This is a genomic window from Shewanella sp. SW24 (assembly GCF_025653395.1).
Taxonomy (GTDB): Bacteria; Pseudomonadota; Gammaproteobacteria; order Enterobacterales; family Shewanellaceae; genus Shewanella; species Shewanella oncorhynchi.
On sequence record NZ_JAKKSH010000009.1, the window covers coordinates 149,618 to 176,018 of the forward strand.

General features: G+C 47.4%; 23 protein-coding genes. 13 read left to right on the forward strand and 10 right to left on the reverse strand.

All coding sequences use genetic code 11. The annotated features are described in order from the left end of the window. Positions 1-2: 2 nt before the first annotated feature. Both L5M17_RS09835 and L5M17_RS09840 read right to left on the reverse strand, forming a co-directional pair. Complete coding sequence (locus L5M17_RS09835) at positions 3-695, reverse strand: DsbA family protein (protein ID WP_198572916.1); 693 nt, start codon at positions 693-695, stop codon at positions 3-5. Positions 696-881: 186 nt separating this feature from the next. Then, complete coding sequence (locus tag L5M17_RS09840; RefSeq protein WP_198572915.1) at positions 882-1,805, reverse strand: MBL fold metallo-hydrolase; 924 nt, start codon at positions 1,803-1,805, stop codon at positions 882-884. 282 nt (positions 1,806-2,087) lie between these two features. On the opposite strand from L5M17_RS09840, the gene L5M17_RS09845 reads away from it, so the two are divergent. Continuing rightward, positions 2,088-3,029 (forward strand): LysR family transcriptional regulator, encoded by a 942-nt coding sequence (locus L5M17_RS09845; RefSeq protein WP_263146987.1) that lies wholly within the window; start codon positions 2,088-2,090, stop codon positions 3,027-3,029. Between the two features lie 130 nt (positions 3,030-3,159). Here L5M17_RS09845 and ettA read toward each other — a convergent pair whose 3' ends face one another. Further along, positions 3,160-4,827 (reverse strand): energy-dependent translational throttle protein EttA, encoded by a 1,668-nt coding sequence (gene ettA, locus L5M17_RS09850; protein WP_028761391.1) that lies wholly within the window; start codon positions 4,825-4,827, stop codon positions 3,160-3,162. Between the two features lie 189 nt (positions 4,828-5,016). Between ettA and glyA the strand changes: the two genes are divergently transcribed. The 9 genes from glyA (at position 5,017) to L5M17_RS09895 (ending at position 12,797) form a co-directional block, all read left to right on the forward strand. Continuing rightward, entirely contained in the window at positions 5,017-6,270 is a 1,254-nt protein-coding gene (gene glyA / locus L5M17_RS09855; protein ID WP_263146991.1) for a serine hydroxymethyltransferase, read from the forward strand. 302 nt (positions 6,271-6,572) lie between these two features. Then, positions 6,573-7,022: a transcriptional regulator NrdR gene (gene nrdR, locus L5M17_RS09860; protein ID WP_006082643.1), complete on the forward strand. Its 450-nt coding sequence runs from the start codon at positions 6,573-6,575 to the stop codon at positions 7,020-7,022. 119 nt (positions 7,023-7,141) lie between these two features. Continuing rightward, positions 7,142-8,320 carry a bifunctional diaminohydroxyphosphoribosylaminopyrimidine deaminase/5-amino-6-(5-phosphoribosylamino)uracil reductase RibD gene (gene ribD / locus L5M17_RS09865; protein WP_263146993.1) on the forward strand — a complete coding sequence of 393 codons (1,179 nt, stop codon included), beginning with the start codon at positions 7,142-7,144 and terminating at the stop codon, positions 8,318-8,320. Positions 8,321-8,370: 50 nt separating this feature from the next. Beyond that, positions 8,371-9,027, forward strand: a complete 657-nt coding sequence (locus L5M17_RS09870; protein ID WP_263146994.1) for a riboflavin synthase — start codon at positions 8,371-8,373, stop codon at positions 9,025-9,027. 95 nt (positions 9,028-9,122) lie between these two features. Further along, positions 9,123-10,226 (forward strand): bifunctional 3,4-dihydroxy-2-butanone-4-phosphate synthase/GTP cyclohydrolase II, encoded by a 1,104-nt coding sequence (gene ribBA, locus L5M17_RS09875; RefSeq protein ID WP_028761388.1) that lies wholly within the window; start codon positions 9,123-9,125, stop codon positions 10,224-10,226. Positions 10,227-10,356: 130 nt separating this feature from the next. Beyond that, complete coding sequence (ribE, locus tag L5M17_RS09880) at positions 10,357-10,836, forward strand: 6,7-dimethyl-8-ribityllumazine synthase (RefSeq protein WP_006082639.1); 480 nt, start codon at positions 10,357-10,359, stop codon at positions 10,834-10,836. A gap of 11 nt (positions 10,837-10,847) precedes the next feature. Then, complete coding sequence (gene nusB, locus L5M17_RS09885; RefSeq protein ID WP_006082638.1) at positions 10,848-11,252, forward strand: transcription antitermination factor NusB; 405 nt, start codon at positions 10,848-10,850, stop codon at positions 11,250-11,252. A 78-nt stretch (positions 11,253-11,330) separates the two neighbouring features. Next, entirely contained in the window at positions 11,331-12,287 is a 957-nt protein-coding gene (gene thiL / locus L5M17_RS09890) for a thiamine-phosphate kinase (RefSeq protein WP_037392620.1), read from the forward strand. 15 nt (positions 12,288-12,302) lie between these two features. Next, a complete protein-coding gene (locus L5M17_RS09895; RefSeq protein ID WP_263146996.1) occupies positions 12,303-12,797 on the forward strand; it encodes a phosphatidylglycerophosphatase A in 495 nt (164 codons plus the stop codon). Between the two features lie 152 nt (positions 12,798-12,949). Here L5M17_RS09895 and recN read toward each other — a convergent pair whose 3' ends face one another. Together recN and L5M17_RS09905 are read right to left on the reverse strand one after the other, a co-directional pair. After that, positions 12,950-14,608, reverse strand: a complete 1,659-nt coding sequence (gene recN / locus L5M17_RS09900; protein WP_131523581.1) for a DNA repair protein RecN — start codon at positions 14,606-14,608, stop codon at positions 12,950-12,952. Between the two features lie 128 nt (positions 14,609-14,736). After that, positions 14,737-15,699, reverse strand: coding sequence for an AEC family transporter (locus L5M17_RS09905; RefSeq protein WP_263146999.1), 963 nt, complete (start codon positions 15,697-15,699; stop codon positions 14,737-14,739). A 291-nt stretch (positions 15,700-15,990) separates the two neighbouring features. Between L5M17_RS09905 and lldR the strand changes: the two genes are divergently transcribed. After that, positions 15,991-16,890 carry a LysR family transcriptional regulator LldR gene (lldR, locus tag L5M17_RS09910; protein WP_105251752.1) on the forward strand — a complete coding sequence of 300 codons (900 nt, stop codon included), beginning with the start codon at positions 15,991-15,993 and terminating at the stop codon, positions 16,888-16,890. 36 nt (positions 16,891-16,926) lie between these two features. Here the strand turns inward: lldR and L5M17_RS09915 are convergent, their stop codons facing one another. The 3 genes from L5M17_RS09915 to barA all read right to left on the reverse strand — a co-directional run bounded on the left by L5M17_RS09915 (position 16,927) and on the right by barA (position 20,679). Further along, a complete protein-coding gene (locus L5M17_RS09915) occupies positions 16,927-17,160 on the reverse strand; it encodes a DUF3319 domain-containing protein (protein ID WP_131523583.1) in 234 nt (77 codons plus the stop codon). 143 nt (positions 17,161-17,303) lie between these two features. Then, entirely contained in the window at positions 17,304-17,903 is a 600-nt protein-coding gene (locus L5M17_RS09920) for a YjaG family protein (RefSeq protein ID WP_028761381.1), read from the reverse strand. After that, positions 17,878-20,679, reverse strand: coding sequence for a two-component sensor histidine kinase BarA (gene barA, locus L5M17_RS09925; RefSeq protein ID WP_263147002.1), 2,802 nt, complete (start codon positions 20,677-20,679; stop codon positions 17,878-17,880). Before barA ends, L5M17_RS09920 begins: the two co-directional genes overlap by 26 nt. A 100-nt stretch (positions 20,680-20,779) precedes the next feature. Here barA and rlmD point away from each other — a divergent pair, with 100 nt between their 5' ends. Next, positions 20,780-22,132 carry a 23S rRNA (uracil(1939)-C(5))-methyltransferase RlmD gene (gene rlmD / locus L5M17_RS09930; RefSeq protein ID WP_263147004.1) on the forward strand — a complete coding sequence of 451 codons (1,353 nt, stop codon included), beginning with the start codon at positions 20,780-20,782 and terminating at the stop codon, positions 22,130-22,132. A gap of 152 nt (positions 22,133-22,284) precedes the next feature. After that, the gene (gene relA / locus L5M17_RS09935; RefSeq protein WP_263147008.1) at positions 22,285-24,492 is read left to right on the forward strand and encodes a GTP diphosphokinase; all 2,208 of its coding nucleotides are present in this window, start codon (positions 22,285-22,287) and stop codon (positions 24,490-24,492) included. A gap of 488 nt (positions 24,493-24,980) precedes the next feature. Here relA and L5M17_RS09940 read toward each other — a convergent pair whose 3' ends face one another. Then, entirely contained in the window at positions 24,981-26,006 is a 1,026-nt protein-coding gene (locus L5M17_RS09940; protein ID WP_263147011.1) for a transposase, read from the reverse strand. A gap of 154 nt (positions 26,007-26,160) precedes the next feature. Continuing rightward, positions 26,161-26,401, reverse strand: a 241-nt coding sequence (locus L5M17_RS09945; protein WP_263147013.1) for an integrase core domain-containing protein, incomplete at its 5' end; no start/stop codon positions are given.

Here is a 26,401-nt window from a genome sequence, read left to right on the forward strand (position 1 = left end):
GATTACGACTCAAACTGTGCTTCAAGATGGCTTAACCACTGGGCGGGTTGGCCATAAAAGCGGTTGATATTAATGGCGGTTATGTTGCCGTCATCATCCTCTATAGCCATTGAAGGGAAACCTTGGGCACCTATCAGATTCAGTAATGCTCTGGATTCAACAATATGCTCATATAGCTTGTCTTCACCTTGGGCATAATGTTGCGCAAAGCCTATAGGGTCGAGCCCAAGTTCAGCGGCTAACCTTGCGAGATTACCTTCATCACTGGCGCTGTGACCATCACGGTAATGGGCCAGTTGTACTGAGTGTAGATAGGCCAAACTGTCGCCACCCATAGCATCGACTGCGAGCATGGCTTTAATAGGAGGCGCCGAGTCGAGTACGATTGTGGTATCGCGCAGCAGACCATCAAAATAGTTTTCCCCAAAAGGTTGTCCGGTTAGCTCGGCAATACGCAGATCGTGGGGCATAACATAGTCGCGCCAGTTAGCATCGATTTGTTTACGTCTTGGGCCCGTGAGCATACCGCCGCCGTGGAGCTTAATGGTAAAGCCTGCTTTTGCGGCGGCATCGAGTAAAGGCGCTGCGGCATAACACCAACCACATAAAGGGTCGATAATGGCGTGCAGAGTGCGCTCTTTGGCCGTTGCTGTGCTGCTGGTTGTGCTAGTTGGATGGGTTGTTGGCTGAGTCATAGTTAAACCTTTTGGCTTAAGTTCGTCGCGACATTAGCGACTTAAGCCCTTTGAGAACATCGATTAAAATAGTTAGGTTGGTACCGTTATTTAGCTAAAAAATGGCACGCAATCGCTCACGTGCCTGTCTTTAACTGTTTTCACTTAAATGCTTGTATCTAATCGCCTAGATAGATATGGCTGGGCTTACATAGGCCAGGTCATTTCGCCCATGTAAACTTTGGCGCTGATCTCAAGCCCTGCATCGGCTGGCATTTGTGGGTATAGCGCCAGCATCTTTTGGATTAATTCGGCGGAATCTTTCGAGGCTTTTGCAGCGATTTCAAAGGCTTTTACATATTCACGAGTAAAACCGATGGCGTGGGTATTAAATCGCGCTTCGCCTAAATAGTGCCCTGGGATCACTGTGGTCGGCAGCAGTTTTTCCATTGCATCTAAATGGGTTAACCATTCCTGACGCTCAGAGGCAGTTTGAGTGTCAGCCATCCAAACATGCGTGTTATCAAATACTTCTACGCCACCTGTAATAGTTTTTGCCGATGGCACCCACAGGAAAGTGTGTTTAGGGTGTTTATCATTAAAACCTTTGATAATCACTTGCTCACCGTCGATAGTAAAAGTGTCACTGTGAATCGCCTTAGGTAACACTAATTCGCTTGGCGCATTATCTTTTAAAATCGGCCCCCAGTAGGCGAGTTTGCCTTCCATTGAGGCTTTAATCGCATCGACTGTGGTTTGAGTCGCGACGATTTGTGCATCGGGGAAATTCTTTTTAATCACGGCTAAGCCGAAATAGAAATCAGGATCGCTATGGCTGATATACACCTGAGTCAGCTTTTTACCGCTGGCCTTAATGGTGTCGACCAATGTTTGGGCATCGTTATTTTGAAATTGCGCATCGACTAACATCATTTCACGCTCGCCGCTGATAAAGCTTGATGACACGGCAAAGATGCTGTTTTCGCCCGGATTAAAATGGCTCACTTGCAATGGCGCAGCATTGACCGTGCCAAATCCTGCTAGCAGTAAAGTGGCGGCTAGGCCGATTTTAGATGAGGCCTTCAATGTGGCGTTAACTGTGTTACGTATTGCATAGGTTGATGTGTTCATTTGGGGCTCACTTATAGTCACAGGGTGAAAGAGTAAAAGGTTCGATTTAGCATTCATTGATTTGCAGCTGCTGCAAAAAGTGAGTTAAGTATAGGTTGCAAAAATCAATAGATAAATGCGAGTATCTGCCCATGTTTGTTGCATTAATCGGATGAATTGCTGCGTGTACTATTGCACTCTTAGTTATTAACTATATAGCTATTAGCTATGTGGATACGCGAGTATGTGAGTGGGCCTTCGAGTGATTGAAAGTTATTGATTGAATGTGAGTGGAGATAAATCATGGATAGACTCGAAGCGGCTAAGGTGTTTGTGACTATTGTTGAGCGCGGCAGCATGATCAGCGCCGCCAATGCCTTAGATATGTCGCGTTCTATGGTGACCCGTTACTTGAGCGAAATGGAAGAATGGTCCGGCGCTAGATTGTTGCATCGTTCGACGCGCAGTCTCAGCTTAACGCCCGCGGGTGAGCAAGTGCTGGATTATTGCCATCGACTGCTCGAATTGGCTAATGAAGTACCTGCGGTAAGCCACGCCGCTGTGGCGATTCCGCGGGGATTGCTACGTATTAGTTGCTCCCAGTTTTTGGCGCATCAGATTTTAGCGCCCGTGGTACAGCAATATTTAGCCAGTTATCCGCAGGCGAGCGTGAATTTCCACGTGAGCAGCCAAACCGTCGATTTAGTCGCCGAGCGTATTGATCTGGCTATTCGCATCACCAATGAACTCGATCCCAATCTTATCGCTAGGCGCTTAGGGGAGTGTGAATCTGTTGTGTGCGCTGCCCCGAGTTATCTTGCCGCGCGCGCCGCCGTGCTGCATCCTGAGGATTTAACTCAGCATAACTGTTTAACCTATTCCTATTTTGGCGATGTGATGTGGCGGTTTTATCAAAGCGATGTGGCTGCGAAACAGGCCCAGACGCAGAACTCCGATCCTAAGTTAAACCAAAGTCAAGTATTTAACGTGCCTGTGAATGGGAATTTTAGCGCCAATGATTCCATGGTGGTGCTCAATGCCACGCTGGCAGGTGAGGGGATCGCTATGCAGCCCGTTTGGGCGGCGAAACCCTATTTAGACTCGGGTCAGCTAGTGCCTTTATTAATGGAGTTTAAGCCGCAGTCCCTCGGTGTATATGGCGTGTATCAATCCCGCAAACATATGCAGCCTGCACTTAGGGTGATGATGGACATGCTGGTGGCCTACTTTGCCAGCTTGAATTGAAATAGTTTCAGTTTGAAATAGCACCAAAGTCTACGGCACTCATAGCGTAACTGAATGCCATAAAAAGGAGCTTAACCCTTTCGAGCTAAACTCCTCAGATTTACACTTGTCTAGATTCTAGATTCTAGATTTACTTTATCATGCGCTTGTATTTCAAGCGGTGTGGCTCAACCACATCGGCGCCATAGGTGTTTTTCAACCATGCCGAGTATTCTGTGTAGTTACCTTCGTAGAAGTTCACTTGGCCTTCGTCACGGTAATCCAGAATGTGGGTCGCGATACGGTCGAGGAACCAACGGTCATGCGAAATCACCATAGCGCAACCGGGGAATTCCAGAATCGCTTCTTCCAGTGCGCGCAGGGTTTCAACGTCTAAATCGTTGGTGGGTTCGTCGAGGAGTAATACGTTACCGCCCGCTTGCAGCAGTTTGGCTAAATGCACGCGGTTACGTTCACCACCAGATAAAGTACCGATGACTTTTTGCTGATCGCCACCACGGAAATTGAAGCGGCCTACATAGGCACGGCTCGGGATTTCCATGTTGTTGATACGCATGATGTCTTGACCACCGGAGATTTCTTCCCAAATGGTGTTCTTATCATTCATCGAATCGCGGAACTGCTCAACCGAGGCCAGTTGCACTGTATCACCCAGCTCAATGCTGCCGCTGTCTGGCTTTTCAGCGCCGGATAACATGCGGAACAGGGTCGATTTACCCGCGCCGTTGGCACCGATAATGCCGACGATCGCGCCCTTAGGCACAGAGAACGACAGGTTGTCGATCAATACGCGGTCACCGTAAGATTTGGTCAGGTTATTCACTTCAATAACCTTGTCACCTAAACGTGGTCCTGGCGGAATAAACAGCTCGTTGGTTTCGTTACGTTTTTGGTAATCGTTAGTGTTCAGTTCTTCAAAGCGTGCCATACGGGCTTTGCCTTTAGACTGGCGGCCTTTCGCGCCTTGACGTACCCATTCCAATTCTTTGGCAATGGTCTTTTGGCGAGCGCTTTCGGTAGCCGATTCTTGCTTTAGACGGGCATCTTTCTGCTCAAGCCATGAAGAATAGTTACCTTCCCACGGAATACCTTCACCGCGGTCGAGTTCTAAAATCCAGCCAGCGGCATTGTCGAGGAAGTATCTGTCATGGGTAATCGCGACCACAGTACCGGCATATTCCTGCAAGAAGTGCTCAAGCCACGCCACAGATTCAGCATCCAAGTGGTTGGTGGGTTCGTCCAGTAACAGCATTTCTGGCTTTTCAAGCAGCAAGCGACATATCGCCACGCGGCGACGTTCACCACCGGATAATACTTCGATTTTCTCATCCCAATCTGGCAGACGCAGGGCGTTGGCGGCGCGCTCAAGGACGTACTCTAAGTTATGGGCATCTTGGGCTTGAATAATGGCTTCGAGTTCGCCTTGCTCTTTTGCAAGGGCGTCGAAATCGGCATCCGGCTCGGCGTAGGCTGCGTAAACGGCATCGAGGCGAGTCAGGGCATTTTTTGCCTCTGCTACCGCTTCTTCAATCGCTTCACGCACGGTTTGATTCGGATCGAGTTTAGGTTCCTGCGGCAGGTAACCGATTTTCAATCCCGGCATTGGGCGCGCTTCACCTTCAATTTCGGTGTCGATACCCGCCATAATGCGCAGTAGTGTCGACTTACCTGAACCGTTGAGGCCGAGTACGCCAATTTTGGCGCCGGGGAAAAAGCTTAAAGAAATATCTTTAAGGATCTGCTTCTTAGGCGGAACAATTTTACCCACCCGCAGCATGCTGTAAACAAACTGAGCCATTTTTCTCTATCTTAAGTGACTAATGATGCGGCTAATTCTACTCGATTGCGCGCCGAACTCAACTCGACAATGAGCCAAGTTCAAGCACTCTCTGCAGGAATTTCATGTTTCAAATACTGGGATTGTGACCGCGTTCCGAGTAGAATACCGCGCAACCCTACCTATAAGAATTGGCAGCTGGAGTAAGCAATGCTGAAAAAAGATATGAATATCGCAGATTATGATCCGGAACTGTTTAACGCAATTCAGAATGAAACTCTGCGTCAAGAAGAGCATATTGAGCTGATTGCTTCTGAAAACTACACCAGTCCACGCGTGATGGAAGCGCAAGGTTCACAGTTAACCAATAAGTACGCTGAAGGCTATCCAGGCAAGCGTTACTACGGTGGTTGTGAGTATGTGGACGTAGTTGAAACCTTAGCGATTGAACGTGCTAAACAACTGTTTGGCGCAACTTACGCTAACGTACAACCTCATTCAGGTTCACAGGCAAACAGCGCGGTTTACATGGCATTGTTAAAACCTGGCGATACCGTACTGGGTATGAACTTAGCTCACGGTGGTCACTTGACCCACGGTTCACCGGTTAACTTCTCTGGCAAACTGTACAACATCATTCCTTACGGTATCGACGAGTCTGGCAAAATCGACTACGACGAGATGGAGCGTATTGCCTTAGAACACAAGCCTAAGATGATGATCGGCGGTTTTTCTGCCTATTCAGGTATCGTTGATTGGGCAAAAATGCGTGAAATCGCAGACAAAATCGGTGCTTATTTATTTGTCGATATGGCACACGTTGCCGGTCTTATTGCTGCGGGCGTTTATCCAAACCCAGTACCACACGCGCATGTTGTGACATCTACGACCCACAAAACGTTAGCGGGTCCTCGTGGTGGCGTGATCCTATCTGCTGCTGACGATGAAGACTTGTACAAAAAGTTGAACTCTGCGGTATTCCCTGGCGGTCAAGGTGGCCCATTAATGCACGTTATCGCCGGTAAAGCGGTGGCGTTCAAAGAAGCTCTAGAGCCAGAATTTAGAGTGTACCAACAGCAAGTGGTTAATAACGCTAAAGCTATGGTTGAAGTGTTCCTTGAGCGCGGTTACAAAATCGTCTCTGGCGGAACCAGCAACCACTTAATGCTAGTTGACCTGATTGGTCGTGACTTAACGGGTAAAGAAGCCGATGCTGCCTTAGGTAGCGCTAACATTACCGTGAACAAAAATTCAGTGCCAAACGACCCACGTTCACCCTTTGTGACCTCTGGTGTGCGTATCGGTACGCCAGCTATTACGCGCCGTGGCTTTAAAGAAGCGGAATCGAAAGAGCTGACGGGCTGGATTTGTGACATCCTTGATGATGCAAGCAATCCTGCTGTGATTGAGCGTGTTAAAGGCCAAGTATTGGCACTTTGCGCACGTTTCCCTGTTTACGGCTAATTTGCCTATGCATCTACGCTTAGTAGATGAAGGGCCGAGATTGACCGCCGACAGACTTGATACTTATCACATCAGGTATTTAGCATCAGGTATTTAGCATCAGGTACTTAGCATCAGGCACTTAACATTAGGTTGTTAAGCTCAGGTAGTTAACCTCAGCCCATAAATAGGATAAAATCTCATGGCCGCATCTCGCGGCCATTTTTATTGGTAAAATCTTAGGTTTAAATCCATTGCGTTTGACTGAGATTTAACAGGTAAAGCCATTAACGCTTTACCACCATTCACTGGCAGGAGGCTCAATGCATTGTCCATTTTGTAGCGCGACAGATACTAAAGTCATCGATTCCCGATTAGTGGCAGAAGGCCACCAAGTGCGCCGTCGCCGAGAATGCACCGAATGTCATGAAAGATTTACCACCTTCGAAGGCGCCGAATTAGTTATGCCTAGGGTGATTAAGCGCGATGGTTCACGCCAACCCTTTGATGAAGAAAAACTCCAAGGTGGCATGTTGCGCGCCGTTGAAAAACGCCCCGTATCTATGGATGAAATAGAGCAAGCACTCAGCAAAATCAAGTCTACTCTGCGCGCCACTGGCGAGCGGGAAGTGCCGTCAGAAATGGTGGGTAACTTAATGATGGAGCAATTGATGAGCCTAGATAAAGTCGCCTACATTCGTTTCGCTTCTGTGTACCGCGCCTTTGAAGACGTGTCTGAATTTGGCGAAGCCATCGCCAAGCTGCAAAAGTAGTCATTGAGTTTTGTCGCCGACAAGGCAGACGTGTACGAGCGATTGGCGTGAAAGCACAAATTTAAAAGACAGGTTTGTAAGACTGGTGAAAGCCGAAACCTTTAACAACAGGGTTGAACATGAGCTTGAACATAAGTTGGTCCGTACTCGATACCCAAATGATGAGCCGCGCGATTCAATTGGCGCGCAAAGGCTTTTACACCACAAGACCCAATCCCTGTGTGGGCTGCGTTATCGTTAAAGATAATCAAATCATCGGTGAAGGTTATCATCAAAAAGCGGGTGAACCCCACGCCGAAGTGCATGCGCTACGTATGGCTGGCGAACGCGCCCGCGGCGCAACGGCCTATGTCACTTTAGAGCCCTGCAGCCATTATGGCCGCACGCCGCCCTGCGCCTTGGCGCTGATCAATATTGGCGTTAAACGTGTGGTGGTCGCGGTGGAAGATCCTAATCCGCAAGTAGGTGGTCGTGGCATTCAAATGCTGCGTGACGCCGGTATTGAAGTGGATGTGGGATTACATCGCGATGAAGCCTATGCCTTGAATTTAGGCTTTATGAAGCGGATGGAATCGGGTTTACCCAGAGTTACAGTAAAATTGGCTGCGAGTCTCGATGGTAAAACCGCGCTGTCTAACGGTGTGTCTAAATGGATAACCGGTCCAGAATCTCGTCGCGACGTGCAGCGATTACGTTTACGTTCTTGTGCACTGGTCACGGGAATTGAAACCATACTGGCGGACGATCCCTCACTCAATGTGCGTTATCAGGAACTTGGCAGCTTAAAAGACAGTGTAACCGAGGCGCAATTACTGCAGCCATTAAGAGTGATACTCGACAGTCGCGCCCGTTTGCCGTTATCGGCCGCCTGCTTGGCTATCGTATCGCCCATACTCTTGGTCTCGACCGTGGCTTATTCCGCAGAGTTTCAAGCACAATTGCCCTCCCATGTGAGTTGCCTCGTGTTACCTGCAATTGCAGGTCGCGTCTCATTGCCTGAACTATTAAGCTATTTAGGCCAAAGCTGTAATCACGTGCTGGTGGAAGCGGGTGCAACCTTAGCGGGCGCATTTTTAGCGCAGGGGCTTGCCGATGAGTTAGTGCTGTACCAAGCGATGAAAATCCTCGGTGGGTATGGGCGTAATCTGCTGCAATTGCCCGATTATCAAACCATGGCACACATTCCTGCACTAATTTTGGTAGATGAGCGCAAATTAGGGCCAGATACCCGTTTAACTTTGAGCGTTATGCTTGATACCTCTTTATCTAAATCGAATTGGAGCAAGATAACCGTTTAACCTTGAGTCTTATGCCTTATTACTTCTTTATTTAATTAAGTGAGTTAACCATGTTTACTGGGATTATTGAAGCCGTTGGCACCCTGCGAAAACTGGAGCGTAAAGGCGATGATATTCGCCTTACCGTCGCGAGCGGCAAACTGGATTTAAACGATGTGCGTTTAGGCGACAGTATTGCCACCAACGGTGTGTGTTTAACGGTTGTGCAGCAATTAGCCGACGGCTATGTGGCTGATGTCTCTGCCGAAACCGTGAGTCTAACCGGCTTTGCTCACTACAAAGTGGGCACTAAGGTTAATCTTGAAAAAGCCGTCACCCCAACCACACGCCTAGGCGGACACATGGTCAGCGGCCATGTAGACGGTATTGCTATAGTTGAGCAACGCCTAGTGCGTGGTCAAGCCATCGAGTTTTGGTTAGCCGCACCCGCAGAGCTTGGGCGTTATATTGCCCATAAAGGTTCCATCACCATTGATGGCGTGAGTCTGACGGTTAACGAAGTGGACGGCAGTCGATTCCGCTTGACCATAGTGCCGCATACCGCAGGTGAAACCACGTTAATCGGCCTGCAAGCGGGCGATAAGGTGAATATCGAAGTGGATTTAATCGCCCGTTATCTTGAACGCTTGATGAATTATGATGGCAAGGACAGCAAGAGCGGTGGCGTCACCATGGAAATGTTAGCCCGTGCCGGCTTTGTGCGTTAGTGCACAGGAGCAGATTATTTCACTTAAGCTTATCGGCAGCTTAGGTTATTTAGGTATAGAATTTCATAATAACAGCAAAATCATAAGGTCCTACAATGGCGCTGCACAGTATAGAAGAGATCATCGAAGATATTCGTCAAGGCAAAATGGTTATTTTGATGGATGACGAAGACAGAGAAAACGAAGGTGATTTGATCATGGCGGCCGAAATGGTCACGCCAGAAGCGATTAACTTTATGGCGAAATATGGCCGTGGGCTTATTTGCCAGACCATGACTAAAGCCCGTTGCCAGCAGTTAAATCTCCCCTTAATGGTGACGAATAATAACGCCCAGTTCTCGACTAACTTTACGGTTTCTATTGAAGCGGCGGAGGGTGTGACTACCGGTATTTCGGCCCACGATCGCGCTGTAACGGTGAAAGCGGCAGTGGCTAAAGAGGCTAAAGCGTCTGATTTAGTGCAACCTGGGCATATCTTCCCGTTAATGGCGCAGGACGGCGGCGTATTAACCCGCGCAGGCCACACTGAAGCAGGCTGTGATTTAGCCCGTCTTGCGGGACTTGAGCCATCGGGCGTTATCGTTGAGATTTTGAACGAAGACGGCACTATGGCACGTCGCCCAGATTTGGAGATTTTCTCCGAGTTGCATGGCATCAAAATCGGCACTATCGCGGCTTTAATCGAGTATCGCAACACCAAAGAAACCACGGTTGTGCGTGAAGCTAAATGCAAATTACCGACCCGTTTCGGTGAGTTCGACATGGTGACCTTCAGAGACACTATCGACAATCAACTGCACTTTGCCTTAGTCAAAGGTGAGGTGAAAGAAGATTGTTTGGTGCGCGTGCATTTGCAAAATACCTTCAACGATTTACTCCACTCAGAGCGCGATCAGCAACGCAGCTGGCCACTCGAAAAGGCGATGGAGCGTATTTCTGCAGAAGGTGGCGTATTGGTTTTACTCGGGAATCAAGAACATCCCTGTGAAATCCTTTCTAAGGTGAAAGCCTTTGAAGCCGAAGATCAAGGTCAAGCGCCTGCTTCTGCAAAATGGCAGGGGACGTCGCGCCGTGTGGGTGTGGGTTCGCAAATCCTCGCTAGCCTTGGCGTGACTAAGATGCGTCTGCTCAGCTCGCCTAAACGCTACCATTCACTTTCAGGCTTTGGCCTTGAAGTGACTGAGTATGTGGCGGACTGAAACCCAAAGTTACACTGAAGTAAAATTAACAATTTCTGATAATTTGCATAGGGCTCTGGGCAATTGGCTGTGATATCATGTCGCCACTTTTCGCCCCGAGCTGGGTGCTTTAGCTAAATTAGGTAAGATAATGAACGTAGTTCAAGGTAATATCGAAGCGAAAAATGCCAAAGTTGCGATTGTAATTTCGCGTTTCAACAGCTTTTTAGTTGAGAGCTTGCTTGAAGGTGCACTTGACACGCTGAAACGTTTTGGCCAAGTCAGCGACGACAATATCACTGTTGTCCGTGTACCAGGTGCGGTTGAGTTGCCGCTAGCTGCGCGTCGCGTAGCTGCCAGTGGTAAATTCGACGGTATTATCGCATTAGGTGCGGTGATCCGTGGTGGTACTCCTCATTTTGATTTTGTTGCAGGCGAATGTAATAAAGGTCTAGCTCAAGTTGCTTTAGAATTTGATCTGCCTGTTGCTTTCGGTGTTTTGACCACTGATACCATTGAACAAGCGATTGAACGTTCAGGTACCAAAGCGGGTAACAAAGGCGGCGAAGCTGCTTTAAGCCTGCTTGAAATGGTCAATGTTCTGCAAGAACTTGAACAACAGTTGTTATAGTAGGAAAAATAATGAAGCCTTCTGAGCGCCGCAAGGCCCGCCGTTTAGCCGTTCAAGCCATCTATTCATGGCAACTAAGCGGGAATAATATTGCCGATGTCGAGCATGAGTTTTTAACTGAACAAAGTCTCGACGGTGTTGATGTAGCTTATTTTCGTGAGCTATTTTCAGGCGTTGCAACGAAGAAAACCCAATTGGATGAGCTGATCATCCCGCATCTGGAACGCCCGATTGATGAAGTGTCTCCAGTAGAGAAAGCCATAGTTCGTTTAGCGACCTATGAGCTGACTTTCCGTAAAGATGTGCCATACAAGGTCGCGATTAACGAAGCGATTGAGTTGGCAAAAGCTTTCGGTGCGGACGAGAGTCATAAGTTTGTGAACGGACTGCTCGACAAACTGGTTGCACGCAAGTAATAAAGACAAACGGTATCTTAGGATACCGTTTTTCATTGCTAACAAAGGTGGCCGATGTAAGTCGTGCCAAACTGTACAGTGAAAGAATTCCAATTAATTGAATGTTATTTTAGCAACCGCGGCCCCACTCGCCGTGATGTGAAGCTTGGCATCGGTGACGATTGCGCTTTAGTGCAACCTGCAGAAAACAAGTCGATCGCTATCTCCTGTGATACCTTAGTTGAAAATGTCCATTTCTTCCCCGATATGCCTCCCGCTGCCTTAGGTTACAAAGCTTTAGCGGTAAATTTATCTGATCTGGCTGCCATGGGCGCTGAACCCGCGTGGATGACGCTTGCCTTAACACTACCCGAAGTCGATGAGACTTGGCTAAGTGGTTTTAGTGAAGGTTTATTTGAAGCGGCCGATTACTATGGCATCGCCTTAATTGGCGGCGATACGACTCGTGGTCCACGGGCTATTAACATCACAGTGCACGGCCAAGTCCCACAGGGTAAGGCACTCACGCGTCATGGTGCTAAAGCGGGTGATTGGATTTATGTCACGGGCACGCTCGGAGATTCGGCCTTAGGTCTGGATATCATTCGCGGCGCGCAACAGGCCAGAGCCGAGCATAAAGAATTCCTGATTAATCGCCATTATCGTCCAACACCAAGAGTCTTAGCGGGTCAAGCTTTGCGTTCGCTTGCCTCCAGTGCAATCGATCTTTCCGACGGGTTTATCTCGGATATCGGTCATGTGCTTAAGGCTTCGGCAGTTGGTGCTGTGGTGGATGTTAATTGCATCCCGCTTTCACGCGCGATGCAAGATACCGTCAGCGAGGAGCATGCCTTAGGTTATGCGCTTACGGGGGGCGAAGATTATGAACTGCTGTTCACCGTTCCTGAAGCGCAAAAAGGTGCGCTTGAGACAGCGTTGAGCCATGCAGGAGCAAAGTTTGTTCGCGTTGGACAAATTTGTGCAGGTAGTAAGCTCAAGTTGCAACTTAATGGTGAGCCGTTTACGCCGCCGTATCACGGTTTCGAGCACTTTTAAGCGAAGAGCATGTTAATGAAATGGTTGTCAAAGGATCAGGTGCTAACGCGCCTGTCATTAAAAAATCCTGTCCACTTTTTGGCACTCGGTTTCGGTAGCGGGCTCGCCGCTAAAGCGCCTGGCACCTTCGGTACTTTGGCCGCAGTTCCCCTCTATTTATTGATGGCGCCATTACCGCTCACTTGGTATATCGGCTTAACCTTATTGAGCGCATTTGCGGGATTTTATATCTGCGGTAAAGCCGCTCAAGATATGGGTGTTCACGATCACGGTGCGATTGTGTGGGATGAAGTGGTTGGGCTACTGATCACTATGATAGCGGCACCAGCAGGTTGGGGTTGGTTGTTAGTCGGCTTTGGTCTATTTCGCTTTTTCGACATCATCAAGCCTTGGCCTATTCGATGGCTCGATGCCAAAGTTCATGGTGGCTTTGGCATTATGATTGACGATGTCTTAGCGGGCGTGTTTTCGTTTATTTGTCTGCAAGGGCTAGTCTGGTGTGTTAGCTAACATTATCGCTAACCTAACATGATAGTTAACCTGACATGTTAGTTAGCATGACCAACAACTAATTCTTAGCTTTGATATAGCCCCTTAGCTTGTGATATAGAGTGTGTAGATTCAAGCGGTTAGCGATCTCATTCGTTATCTGATTCATACTACTATTGCAGCAGTTCCCTTGCGTTCGCGAGGGTATTGCTGGTGATAGTATCGCCACCTAACAGTCTTGCAAGCTCTTGGATACGCTGCTCACGATCGAGCGATTTCATTGTGGTCTCAGTACTGCCTGCCTTATTAAATTTATCGACAAACATGTGTTGATGACCATTGCCCGCAACTTGCGGCAAGTGAGTCACGCACAGTACTTGGGTCGATTCCCCTAAGCTGCGTAACATGCGGCCCACCACTGCTGCGGTGGGGCCGGAAATCCCGACATCCACCTCATCGAAAATTAATGTCGGTGTGGCAACTTTCTTCGCGGTAATCACTTGGATCCCTAGCCCTATCCGTGAGAGCTCACCGCCAGACGCGACTTTCGAAATCGGTTGCAAAGGTTGGCCAGGGTTAGTGGTTACCATAAATTCGATATTGTCACTGCCATTGGCTGACATTTGCTCGGGGTGGAAATTGACTTCGATCGTAAATTTACCCTTAGGCATATTCAGTTCGTGGATTGACTGAGTCACCAGTTTGTCGAGTTCTTTAGCATAGCGGGCACGGCTTTGGCTGAGCTTTTGCGCATTGCTAAGATAAGCGGCTCTACTTGCCTCGACTTGAAGCTGAATTTCTTCAAGTTTACTTTCATCACTGTCTAAGGTGCTTAGCTCAGCCTTTAATGCTAAATGATGCTCGGCCAGTTTATTCGGGCTAACATGATGCTTACGCGCCAGTTGCATGGCTTTTGATAGCCGTTCTTCTAAATAGGCAAAGTGGGTTGGATCGAGTTCAAGCTTACTCAAATAGTGCTGTAATTCGCCGGCACTTTCTTGCACTTGGATTAAGGCATCATTGAGCATTGTGTTGATATTGCTTAATGCAGGATCGTAGCTTTGCAGATCTTCGGCGAGGGAAACGACTCGATTGAGCAACGACTCTATGTTGTTCTCTTCGCCTTCAGTGAGTATATCTAAGCTCGCTTGACAGGTGTCAATCAACTCAGTGCCATTGGCTAAGCGTTTGTGCTCTTGCTCAATTTCATCGAACTCATCAACTTTAAGATCAAACTCATCGAGTTCTTCTACTTGATATTGCACTAATTGCTTACGGGCAATACGTTCATGCTGTGAGGCTTCGAGTTGTTTTAGGTCAGCCTCAATTTGCTTGCAGCGTTGAAAGCTGGCGGCAACCGTATCGATAAGTAATCTGTGGTTGGCATAACTGTCGAGCAGGGTGAGTTGATGTTCACTTTTTAACATCGCATGGTGCGCATGTTGGCCGTGAATACCGATGAGCAACTGACCCAGTAATTTGAGTTGCGTCAGCGGCACTGGATTCCCATTGATGTAGGCGCGTGAACGGCCATCGCTACCAATGGTCCGACGTAGTATGCATTCATCATCGAGTTCAAGATCGTTATCTTCTAACCAACGTTTCGCCAATGGAATATCATCCAAGGAAAAGCGGGCGCTGACCTCGGTTTTATTGGCTCCGGGACGAACACTGCTGGCATCGGCGCGATTGCCTAGGCATAGGCCTAGCGCATCGATGGCAATCGATTTACCCGCACCAGTTTCACCTGTGATGCTGGTCATACCGGGGCGAAAATCCAGTTCTAAAAAACGGACGATAGCGAAGTTATTAATGCTGAGTTGGCAAAGCATAGTGAATTCCTGTCGAAAAACATACCAAACCACTGTATTGATAAACAGTATATACTGATTTTATATACAGTAAAGTGGCTTGGGTAAATAATCGGCATTATCGGTAGTAAATATTTTTAATTAACTGATTATGCATAGGTTCTTACTAAGCTTTCTAAGATAGGTAAACTGAAGAAAGTGACTAAGGTGCCAAATAGAATGCCTTGAGCACTGGTTGAAGCCTGAGTGTTATAACGCTGGGCAAGTAAGTACACGCTAGCCGCGGTGGGCAGTGCGCTCAAGATCACGCCCATGATCAGGTAGTCACCACTTACTCCAAAACGGTTAAGCATAAAGTAGACGAGTGCAGGTTGGATAGCCAGCTTGAAGAGGTTGATAAGGCTCAGTTCGATAAAATTCTTGGGGCTAAATACGCTGCTATCTTTCTGGTAGCGCATCGCTTTGGCGAGTACCATGCCGATAGCAAATAGGGCGCAGGGGCTTGAGGTATTGCCTATTTGCTGGATCATTAGCGCCAGCCCTGACGGCAGTTTTATCTCTAGCGCCGAAATGCCGACGCCAATTAAGCTACCAATAACGATAGGGTTTTTACCGACCGCCATCGCCATTATGACTAAGGCGTGGTGTTGTCTTTGGGTGTTAGTGGCCAGTTCCATCGAGACTAAGGCGACGGCAAACATCAGCACGGATAATAAGCTGGCAATCGCGGCGGCGACTAAGGCACTTTGTTGCTGCGGAAAGAGGATGATGAGCAGTGGAATACCAATAAATGCCGTATTACCAAAGGTGGCATTGAGGGCTCGAATAGCGGCAACCGCATGCTGTTTAGGGTTAGCGATCAGCGATAGCCCAAGGCAGACAAGATAAGTGATTACCATAGCTGTGCTGTAGCCCGCAATAAATCCCCATTGCAAAATCTCGTCAATCGGCTGCTGGGCGAGGGCGATAAGCATGATTGCAGGGAACGCAATATAGTAGACATATTGGTTTAGCACTTGATCCGTATCGACGGGCAAGAGTTTTAGTTTTTGCACTAGTGTACCGAGCAACATGATCCCGAAGACGGCAAACAGAGGGGTTAAAATGGTCATTTCCCTCACTCATCCTTACGATTAAATTTGAATAAACTCGCCCACCGTCGTCATTTTACTGTCGCTATGATTCTTGGTGGACAGAGTTACAGCACTTGCTTCTTTTTATGTCACTTTAGAGCCAGATTTAGCGCCAGCGCAGTAAAACTCGCCACAAAATAACATACCATTTCAATCTAAGGCTATTGCGCTATGGTCGTATAAGTGAATAATTCAATGATTTAAAACACAATCACTTAGTGAATTTAGCGTTTTAACGTCAATACCCAATATGTGAAATTAGGATATGCAATGAGTGATGATTTAGGCGCTGAACTACAACTTGTCTATCTTTTTGTGCATTTAGTCAATGCGGGCAGTTTTTCGCAGGCGGCGAAGGAGCTCGATATGCCCATCGCCACTGTGAGCCGCAAGTTAGCGAAGTTGGAAGAGAAGCTCGATAAACAGCTCTTTATGCGCAGCACCCGCAAGTTACGATTGACAGAGGAAGGGCTGGCGCTCTTTCAACGCTACCAGAGTGTGGTTGCTCAATTTGATGAACTAAGTGGTTTAGGCAGTGATAAACCCGAGGGAACCTTACGCATCGCCGCGCCGATTTCGATTATTTCCATTGTGTTTATTCAGGCATTGAATGAGTTTGGCCGTTTGTATCCAGATATCCGTTTGCACATTTCCCAGAGCAATGAGTTAGTCGATTTGATCGACAAAGGCATAGATGTGGCGATTGTTGGCGGTGCTCAGCCTGATTCTTCTTGGGTGTCGAGTACCTTAGGCGAGCTCGACTATTGCCTGTTTGCCACACCAGAATATTTGGCTCAGGCACCTAAACTTGAGCATCCCGATGATCTTGAAGCCCATCAACTGATAAAAGTCTGGCCGCTGTTTAATTGGCATTTAAAGCATCCAAGCGGCGAGTCTTTTTATTTTAATGGCCCGACTAAGCTCACCCTCACGGATTTACACGGAGCGATTCAGGCGACCTTAGGCCATGGCGGGATCTTGTATGGTCCTGAACTATTTGTAAAACAGCAGATTAAAGAGGGAAAACTCAAAGTATTACTGCCTGAATGGATTGGCGAACAGAGGCGAATTTCGATTTTATATCATCAGCGCAGCCAGCAGCCGCTAAAGGTAAGAGTCTTTATTGAGTTTATGCAGTCAAAGGCGCCAGAGTTATTCTCTATGCGTTGATTTAACCGAGTTATTCTTTAATAAGGGAACTGATTTTTAGCGTCTTTTAGGTTTTACGGTGTTTTTGCTCATGGTGTTTTGCGTTTGTTTTGCGTCTTGCAGGCTGGAGCGTGTCGCGGGCAGTATGCCGAGTTCTAAGAAGTATCCCACTAAACGCCGTAGTTCAAATAAAGAACCGATACGCTGTTGATCTTTGATGGTCAGTTTCCAACTGTCGGTGCGTCCTTCGCTATTGGTTAAGATAAATCCTTGATAAACAATCTTTCTCATTGGAATAACTCAATCTTTATTGATGCTATTTATAGCAACTGGATATCTTTGACGGGATTCGTTGGTGAGGGTGTAAAACGATGATCCCTTTCTTATTCTGCATGGATAATAGGTGCTTGAGTAACCCCAAGCACCCCTATCAATTAAGCGACGCTGATACCGATATTTGATACGCCAGCTTCGATAATGTCTTTGCGTAAACCTTTGACCAGTTCTGCAGTGATCTTCGGATTTTCTTCAATAATTTCCAGCAGAGAATTTTGTAATTCTTTCTCTTCTTCCATGACTTCATGGGCGAAAACGAAATCATCTAATGCTTCATCCACCAAATCGACATCGCTGATCGCTTCGATGTAGTTAGCCACTGTGCTGGATGACAATTTGCTGATATTGACTATGTCTTCTTCAATTTTGCCTTGAATCGCACCCAGTAAGGTCGATATGGCGACCACTGCATCCATAGCAGGGTAGACGCCATAGGCTTCAAAATCAGCAGGATCTGGGGTGTTATCTTCCAAGCGTTGCAGATGCACATCGACATTGAATTTGAGCTTGGAGTCGTACTGGGATTGCCACAATAGTTCTAATGCGGTACTCAACACAGTAGGATCGCCAAACTCACAAACTTCGGAAAACAGTTGATAGTTGGGCAACATACGTTGGCAAAGTGCAGTGGCAAAGAGTTGTTTTTGTGGCAGTGTTAACGCCTTGAGACGTTTAAAGAAGCCCGTTTTTTTGGTCATCTGTTATTTCCGCTGATAGCTGTGATATCACTTGATTTGCCGCAGATTCTACCTTAGTTAACTCATCAAGTAACTCTAGTATTTCGGGTTCGAGATCTTCAACCGATGTTTCACGTTTTAGTGCTGATTCAATTTCTTGGCATAACCTTTGTGTGGTGGGCACGCCGCAGTAGCAGCTCGCACCATGCAGCTTATGGATAGTACTGAGCATGACAGGGTGATCGTTTTGACTTAGCGCCGTTTGAATCGTCGCCACGGTTTGCGGCAATGAGTCGAGCAACATTCTGAGCATATCTAAGGCGAGATCGGCCTTGTGATTGGCTTGGGTTAAGCATAAATCCCAGTTCAGCGTATGCAGGTCAAAATGGGTGAACTTAGGTCGAGTGATCCAGCGATGAATAATGTCTTTGAGCGCCGCTTCATCAATAGGTTTCGGTAAATATCCGTCCATACCACTGCCTAAAATCAGTTCGCGTTCTTCGGCAATGGCATGGGCTGTCACGGCAATTATCGGCGTGTTGCGGTTCATCGAGCCTTGGCGAATTTGCTTCGTGGCACTAATGCCATCTGTGCCAGGCATTTGGATATCCATAAAGATCAAGTCGAAGGTGCGAGTCTTCGCCTGTTTAACTGCCTCATCACCACTGTTGACGGCAACCACAGTCGTCACTAATTCGCTGAGTAAAGTATCAATCAGTTTTAAGTTGGCAAAGTTATCATCTACCGCGAGCACGGTTAAAGATTGGCGCGCAACCGGCGTTGATATTGTCGCAGGGGCTATGATGTCGTACTCCATCGGTGGATAGAGTAAGTTGCGCGCAAGCTGATGCTCACTGACTGGCAGAGACAACACCACATCGGCATTCGGGCGAATAAATTGGGTTAAGGCATCCTGTTCTTGGCAATCGTATAGCACTATAAGGCAATCTGTTTTGGTCTTCGCTAAGTTTAGTGTACTTACCAGTTGTGCTGAATCGCTAAACCCATGGCAACTCAAGAGAACATAGTCGTATGGCGCTTCGGCCGTGGTGAGCGTAGTCAACAAGCTTGGAATATGCTGATGATGGGTGACTTTTGTATCCCATTGATTCAATTGGCGGCTTAATACTGCGTGGGTGAGTACCCGCGGTTCGTAAAACAGTATGGTTTTGTCTTTGAGTTTTTCGAGCGGCAGTGAGTCACCGATTTGGAATTGACCTAAGCCGAGCGGCAAACTGAACCAGAAGTTTGAGCCTTTTTCTGGGGATGAAGTAAAGCCGATTTGGCCACCCATTTGATTCACTAAACGTTTAGTGATCACTAAACCTAAGCCGGTGCCACCAAAGCGGCGCGAAATCGACGAGTCTGCTTGGCCAAAGGCTTGAAATAAAAAGTCCTGCTGGCTTTCATCGATGCCGATACCTGTGTCGACCACATCACAGCGCAGTACCACTTGTTCATCCGATTGGCTCTGCAGTTCGATTTTGACCATCACGCTGCCAGAGTCAGTGAATTTAATCGCGTTACCAACCAAGTTATTGATGATTTGGCATACGCGCATAGCATCGCCATTGACATTGTCGGGCACGTTGGGGGCGATATCGACGACGAGTTCTAGGCCTTTGGCCTGGGCGCTGCCGGAGATCAAGGTAATCGTATCGCTTATGGTTTCCCTAAGGCCGAAGGGCATGTTTTCTAACACCATTTTACCGGCTTCGAGTTTAGAAAAGTCGAGAATGTCGTTGATGATACCCAGCAGGTTAGTGGCGCTGCGTTCTATGGTCTTGATGTAATCGACTTGGCTCGAATGCAATGGTGTTTTGACTAATTGCCGAGCAAAACCGATAACGCCATTGAGCGGCGTACGTAACTCGTGGGACATATTCGCTAAGAATTCAGATTTAATTCGGCTGGCTTCTAGGGCGCGTTTTTTAGCTAAATCCAGCTCGACGTTTTGGATTTCAATCTGCTCTAAGGTTTCCCGCAGATCCGACGTCGCTTGGTCGATATTTTGCTGCATCTCATCATGGTATTCTGACAACGAACCTGCCATGGCATTGATGCCGCGTTTGAGTAAGTCCAGCTCACCAATCAAGTTGCCATCTAAGCGGGCGTCCAATTTACCTTCACGGATTTTAGCGACGACGCGCACCATTTCAGTAATGGGCTGAGTGACGTTTTTCACTAGCCGGAAAGTAAATAGCAGGTTTAACTGCACGCCGATCAACACGATAATAAAGGCGGCGACTGCGGCTCTATGTTGATCTAACAAGGCGCGTTCTTTATTGATTATTATCGAGATATAACCTAAAAGATGACCATCGTCTGTCTGGATATCGTAATTAGCGGGAGCAGCAATGGGGCCTGTGGCAAAAATGGGCGTCCGTAAAATAAGGCTGTCGTCCACATGTTCAATTTCGGTTTTATGCAGCGTGTTGAGTGCTTCTTTGTAGCGCATAATCTCAAAGTCTTTGTGATAGTGGGAGGTCACAAAGAGTTGATTATTAGCATCGAAAATCGCGATGGATTTTACTAAGGTGGATTTGTTGAGCTGTGCCGCCGCGAGTAAGCGTTTGGTCGCCTCGCGATCATTCGCCACTAAGCCGATCTCACTGGCAATCGACAGTGGCTCGATAATATTGCTGCCCTGTTCGACGAGCGTATCTTCGAGCTCATAAAAACGGTTTATGGTAAAGTAGCTGCCCAGAAGGATACCGACCAAGATTGTTGGCGCGAGCGCCAGCACAAGAACCCAAGAACGTAGGCTGTATTTGGTCATGTTGTTGACAGGGTTCATAGCAGCGGCGGTGTTTCCTGTGACAGAGACTAAGATAATTTTATAAGACTGCCAGAAAGAGGGCGGTCTTTGCCAGTATTTTATTGATTTAGAGGCCGAAATGGCGCAATTTTTTAAAGCAAAACCAAATAGTTCCAAACAGTTGTCGGCTAAGTTATCGCTGAGCGTAGAACAGCTCGATCACTTAGGTGCTGGTATAGCACAACATCAAGGTAAAGTCGTGTTTATCCCTGGCGCTTTGCCCGATGAAACCGTAACGGTACAGCTCACCGAGCAAAAGAAAAATTATGCCCGTGCCAAGTTGATTAAAGTCGATTCATCAAGTCCTGAGCGCGTTGAGCCTGAGTGTCCACACTACCACACCTGCGGCGGCTGCGACTTACAGCATATGTCATTATCGGGTCAGCGTGAGCATAAAGAAGCCGCGTTGCTGGATATTATGGCTAAGTTTGCCGGTGCCGAAGGCGGCACGTTATCACCCGCATTAACGGGTGAAGGTTGGCATTATCGTCGCCGCGCCCGTCTTGCAACTTTATTTGATAAAAATACCAAGCACTTAAGTTTAGGCTTTCGCGCCGCCAGTAGCAGTAGTGTGGTGCCAATCAGTCAATGTCTGGTGTTAGCTAAGCCGTTATCGGACTTGATCGTACCCTTTGCTAAGTTACTGAACCAATTGTCGGCTAAAGCCAGCTTAGGCCATCTTGAGTTGATTGCCGCCGATAATGGTCACTTCGCTGTGCTGCGGATCACTAAGGCGTTAAACGATAAAGATCTCGCAAAGTTGTCAGCCTTTGCTGAGCTGCATCAGATCCATATTTGTCTGCAGGACAACGAAGGGCTATTCCAAGGCGTCGGCGCTGAGTTAGTGTTACCTGTTTATCAACTGTTAGATGAAAATGCGCAGTCGGATGCGGTGAGCTTAAGTTTCACACCCGGTAACTTTGTGCAAGTGAACGGACAGATTAACAAGGCCATGGTCGCTCAAGCGATGGATTGGTTAGCGCCAGCGCCAGATGAGCGCATTTTGGATTTGTTCTGCGGCATGGGTAATTTCAGTTTGCCCTTAGCGAAAATGGGCGCGGATGTGATTGGCGTCGAAGGGGTTGCCGAAATGGTGACTCAGGCACGGGTGAACGCGAAAGCTAACAATCTGGATAAACTGACCTTTTACCACGGCGATTTAAGTGCGGATTTATCCCTTGAGCCTTGGATGGGCAAGATTGATAAATTACTGCTCGATCCCGCTCGTGCGGGGGCATTTGAAAGCTTGCAATGGCTTAAGAAGATGAAGCCGCGCAAAGTCGTGTATGTATCTTGTAATCCTGCAAGCTTGGCCCGCGATAGCGCAGTACTGTTAGAGCGCGGTTACCGATTACAGCAATTGGGACTTATCGACATGTTCCCACAAACACACCATATCGAAGCCATGGCACTGTTTGAATTAACCAAGTAATTTGCGCTGGCAAAGTAAGCAAAGCGTTTGAATAACGTAAAAAATGTGATTATTACGTCGGTTGGGTTTGACAAGTTCGCGCCAATGCTGAAGATAGGAGAGCTGAAGTGGTGCCCACTTTCTCTCTGAGCACGGATAAGGAAATAAATTAGATGGTCTCTGTTCGCGAAGCGCACTTTAATGATCCCGATTTTCACTTAGAAGATTGGGTAGCTCGCTATGTTGGTCATGCCGATGAAGCGCAGATGCTACTCTCTTTGATAGGGCAGATTGACGCCTTACCCGCCAAGAGTCCTGCGGCGAAGAGAGAACTGCTCGAACGTGCTCGAGAGATGATTGAAATCCTCGCACCGCTAAACATGGACATTGAAACCCTGCAAGCGGCAATTTTGTTTGTGGTGCTCGATGCTGGGTTACTGACCGAAGAAGCCATCCAAGAGAAATTTGGTGAGCCGCTGGCGCGTTTAGTCGCGAGTGTCGTGACCATGAACGCGATTGGCGCCTTGAAAATCAATCCTAATAGTCGTTCAACCGAGCCGCAAATCGACAATATCCGCCGCATGTTATTGGCTATGGTTGAAGATGTGCGCGCTGTGGTGATTAAGCTTGCCGAGCGTGTGTGTTTACTACGGGCGGTGAAAAATGCCGACGAAGAAACTCGCGTGCTGCTGGCCCGTGAAATTGCCGATATTTACGCGCCGCTGGCTAACCGTTTGGGTATTGGTCAATTAAAGTGGGAGCTGGAAGATATTTCTTTCCGCTATCTGCATCCTGATACCTATAAAGACATTGCTAGGCAATTAGATGGCAAACGACTGGATCGTGAAGTTTTTATCGACAAGTTTGTCAGTCAGTTGCAACAAAGATTAGATGAAGATCAAATTCGCGCTAAGGTCTACGGCCGGCCGAAACATATCTACAGTATTTGGCGCAAGATGAAGGGCAAGCACCTTAAATTTGATGAGTTGTTTGACGTGCGCGCCGTGCGTATCGTGACTGAACGTCTGCAGGATTGTTATGGCGCGTTAGGTGTGGTGCATACGCTTTGGCACCATATTCCTCGGGAATTTGACGACTATGTCGCTAACCCAAAACCTAACGGTTATCAATCGATTCATACGGTGGTGGTGGGGCCTGAGGGCAAAACCGTTGAAATTCAAATTCGTACCCAAGACATGCATGAAGATGCAGAGCTGGGTGTGGCCGCCCACTGGAAATACAAAGAAGGCAATCATTCCGGTAAGCAAAGCGGCTACGAAGAAAAAATTAACTGGCTGCGTAAAATTCTGCAATGGCAGGAAGACGTGGTCGAAAGTGGCAACTTGGTCGAAGAAGTGCGCAGCCAAGTGTTTGAAGATAGAGTCTATGTGTTCACCCCAAGCGGTGAAGTCGTCGACTTGCCACTGGGCTCAACCGTGCTCGACTTTGCCTATTACATTCACTCTCAAGTGGGGCATAAATGTATTGGTGCTAAGGTTGATGGCCGTATTGTGCCGTTCACCTATCAGGTTGAAACGGGTGAGCGTATCGAGATCATCACCTCGAAACAGCCCAACCCTAAGCGTGACTGGCTTAACCCTAACTTAGGTTATATCCGTACCTCGCGGGCGCGTTCGAAAATCCAGCATTGGTTTAAGCAGCAGGACAGAGACAAGAATATTGTCGCCGGCAAAGAAATGCTTGAATCCGAACTCGCGCGGGTGAGCCTTAAAATTAAAGACGCGGCCATCGCGGTCGAGCGCTTTAATATGGCGAGCATGGATGACTTACTGGCGGCCATTGGCGGCGGTGATGTGCGTCTGCATCAAGTGGTTAACCATATTCAAAGCCGTCTGCGACTCGACGAAGTGTCAGAAGAAGATGCGGTCGAAGAATTAGTTAAGAAAGGCCAACATAAGCCGACCTCCAGTGGCCGTGGTCAGGTTGAAGTCAACGGTGTGGGTAACTTGCTTAACCATATCGCCCGTTGTTGTCAGCCAGTTCCCGGAGATGAAATCTTAGGTTTTATCACTAAAGGCCGTGGCATTTCTGTGCATCGCGCTGATTGTGAACAAGTTAAAGAGTTAATGCGGGTTCACCCAGAGCGCGGTGTCGATGTGGTCTGGGGCGAAAATTACTCCGGCGGTTATCGGATGCGTTTGCGGGTATTGGCCCACGATCGCAGTGGTTTATTGCGTGACTTAACCTCAGTGCTGGCGGCCGAAAAATCCAATGTATTAGCCATGAGCTCGTCATCTGACACTAAAAATCAGACCGCCGCGATTGAGTTGGAACTGGAGCTTTATAACCTCGATGGTTTATCGCGAGTGTTATCTAAACTGACCCAAGTCGATAGTGTGATCGAGGCAAGACGGCTTTAAGTTTAGTTATGCCTTTCGAAGTGAATAGCCTTGAAATCTCTAGCAATATAAAAGACTTTGAGAAGCCATCTTGAAGCTAGAAAGTAATAAAGGATAGGGGCGGCAAGGCGAATTTCGCTGGCCGCCTTTTTATTTGGTTTTTTTATGAAAATTGAGTTGGATGACCAGTTAATTTAGTCTTTTGTATGTTTAGCTGTTGCTGCAAGCCATTCATAATGGCTTGTCATGGCATTCACTCACCGACTCGCAGCCAGTCCATCCGTGGATGCTCGACCGCCCCGTCCATGGGGCGGACGGTCGTCTCGCTAATCATCATGGCACGCCTTTCGAGTGCTTGCGTAACCTGTTGGTTTTAAAGGCTAGATCTAATCTTAACGATTATAGACACCACTCTATTGGGCAGAAATGAGCTATGTTTTGCACGGAATTCTCTGCATTCCGGATAAACAAAAATAATTCTAAGCGCTGAATCGTGGGCAGCGATGAACTTAAGGATGTAACGCTTGGCTTGAGGCTTTACCTTTACACCATTTGCCGCTGTTGTGCTGCTTTTTAAACTCGCACATACTATCCCATCGACCACTTATGCCACTGTATTGACGGCGAAACTCTTTGGCTGAAGTGAGCCATGCATCGGACGAAATGCCTAATTCATCGAGCAGTTTTGGCAGCTGATTATCAATATAACCTTTTTTATCAAGGCGAATGGCTCGTCCCGTCCAATCTATTAACTCAAGATAATCAGCAAAATGAAACGGAATACCCGTTTGCTGATTCTGAAGTGTTGAACCATCAAATTTTGCGAGGGCTTTATGTGGTATTTGCTGTAGGTTATCTGCGGTAGTTTTGGCCAGTTGGGGCGCGTTGCTATGAGGATTAAGCGCATTCACGCGCTCCTGAATCGATGTAAAATCAGAGGATTGCAAAGAGTCGGCAATCCCTGCTCGAATAGGATTTAAATCGACATACATCATGCACGCCAGCAGTGCTTGCTCATCTAACAAGGCTTGTGACTTAAAACGGCCTTCCCAAAAAGCACCTTTACACTCATCTTCACGATTGGCCTTACGGGCAATTTCTTCATTTAAACAGCGCATAAACCAAGAGATACTGCTCAGTCGCTCATGCCACTCGGCGAGAAATGCATCAAGTAACATCGCTTCACCGTCGATTAAAGCATCACCATTCATATACTTAGTGGCGACAGCATGGCCTTTAGTGATTTGACACCAGCGGCGAATAATATCTTTTTGCGTTAGCGATTTCGCCTTGTCGACATCAATTTTAAGCACTAAATGATAGTGATTACTCATCACCGCATAGGCACAAATATCAATACAAAAAATAGCGGACAAGACTTTGATTTTATCAACAATCCAGCCACGTCGATGCTCGTAACTGCGACCAGTGAGTTTATCCTCACCACACAAAAAAGCCCTTCTAACACAGCGATTTATCACATGATAGAAAGGCGTTGCATTGGCATCAATTAATTGTCTTCTAGCCGAAGTCATCACAAGTCACCGTACTGGCTAAATTAGGATAACTTAAAGCCTAGTCTAGAGGGCAAGAAAACACAAAAAGATATGGCTGTCCTCTCTATCTCTCTCTCTATCTCCTCTCTATCTCACTCTATCTCATTGATGATGTTAGTTAAGAGTGTAGTGGTCAAGTAAAATTGGCCACGGTTTTAGAGTCATTCCAATATAAACGTTCTGACTCATTTGGCGTTAACCCACCATTATATTGATGGGGTCTGGTCTCACTGTAGTATCCAGTGATGTAATTTGTGATCTCTTTATCTGCTTCTGTAAAATTCCCATAACCACTAGCGGGTATCCACTCAGATTTCAAACTTCTAAAGAAACGCTCCATTGGTGCGTTATCCCAACAATTCCCGCGGCGACTC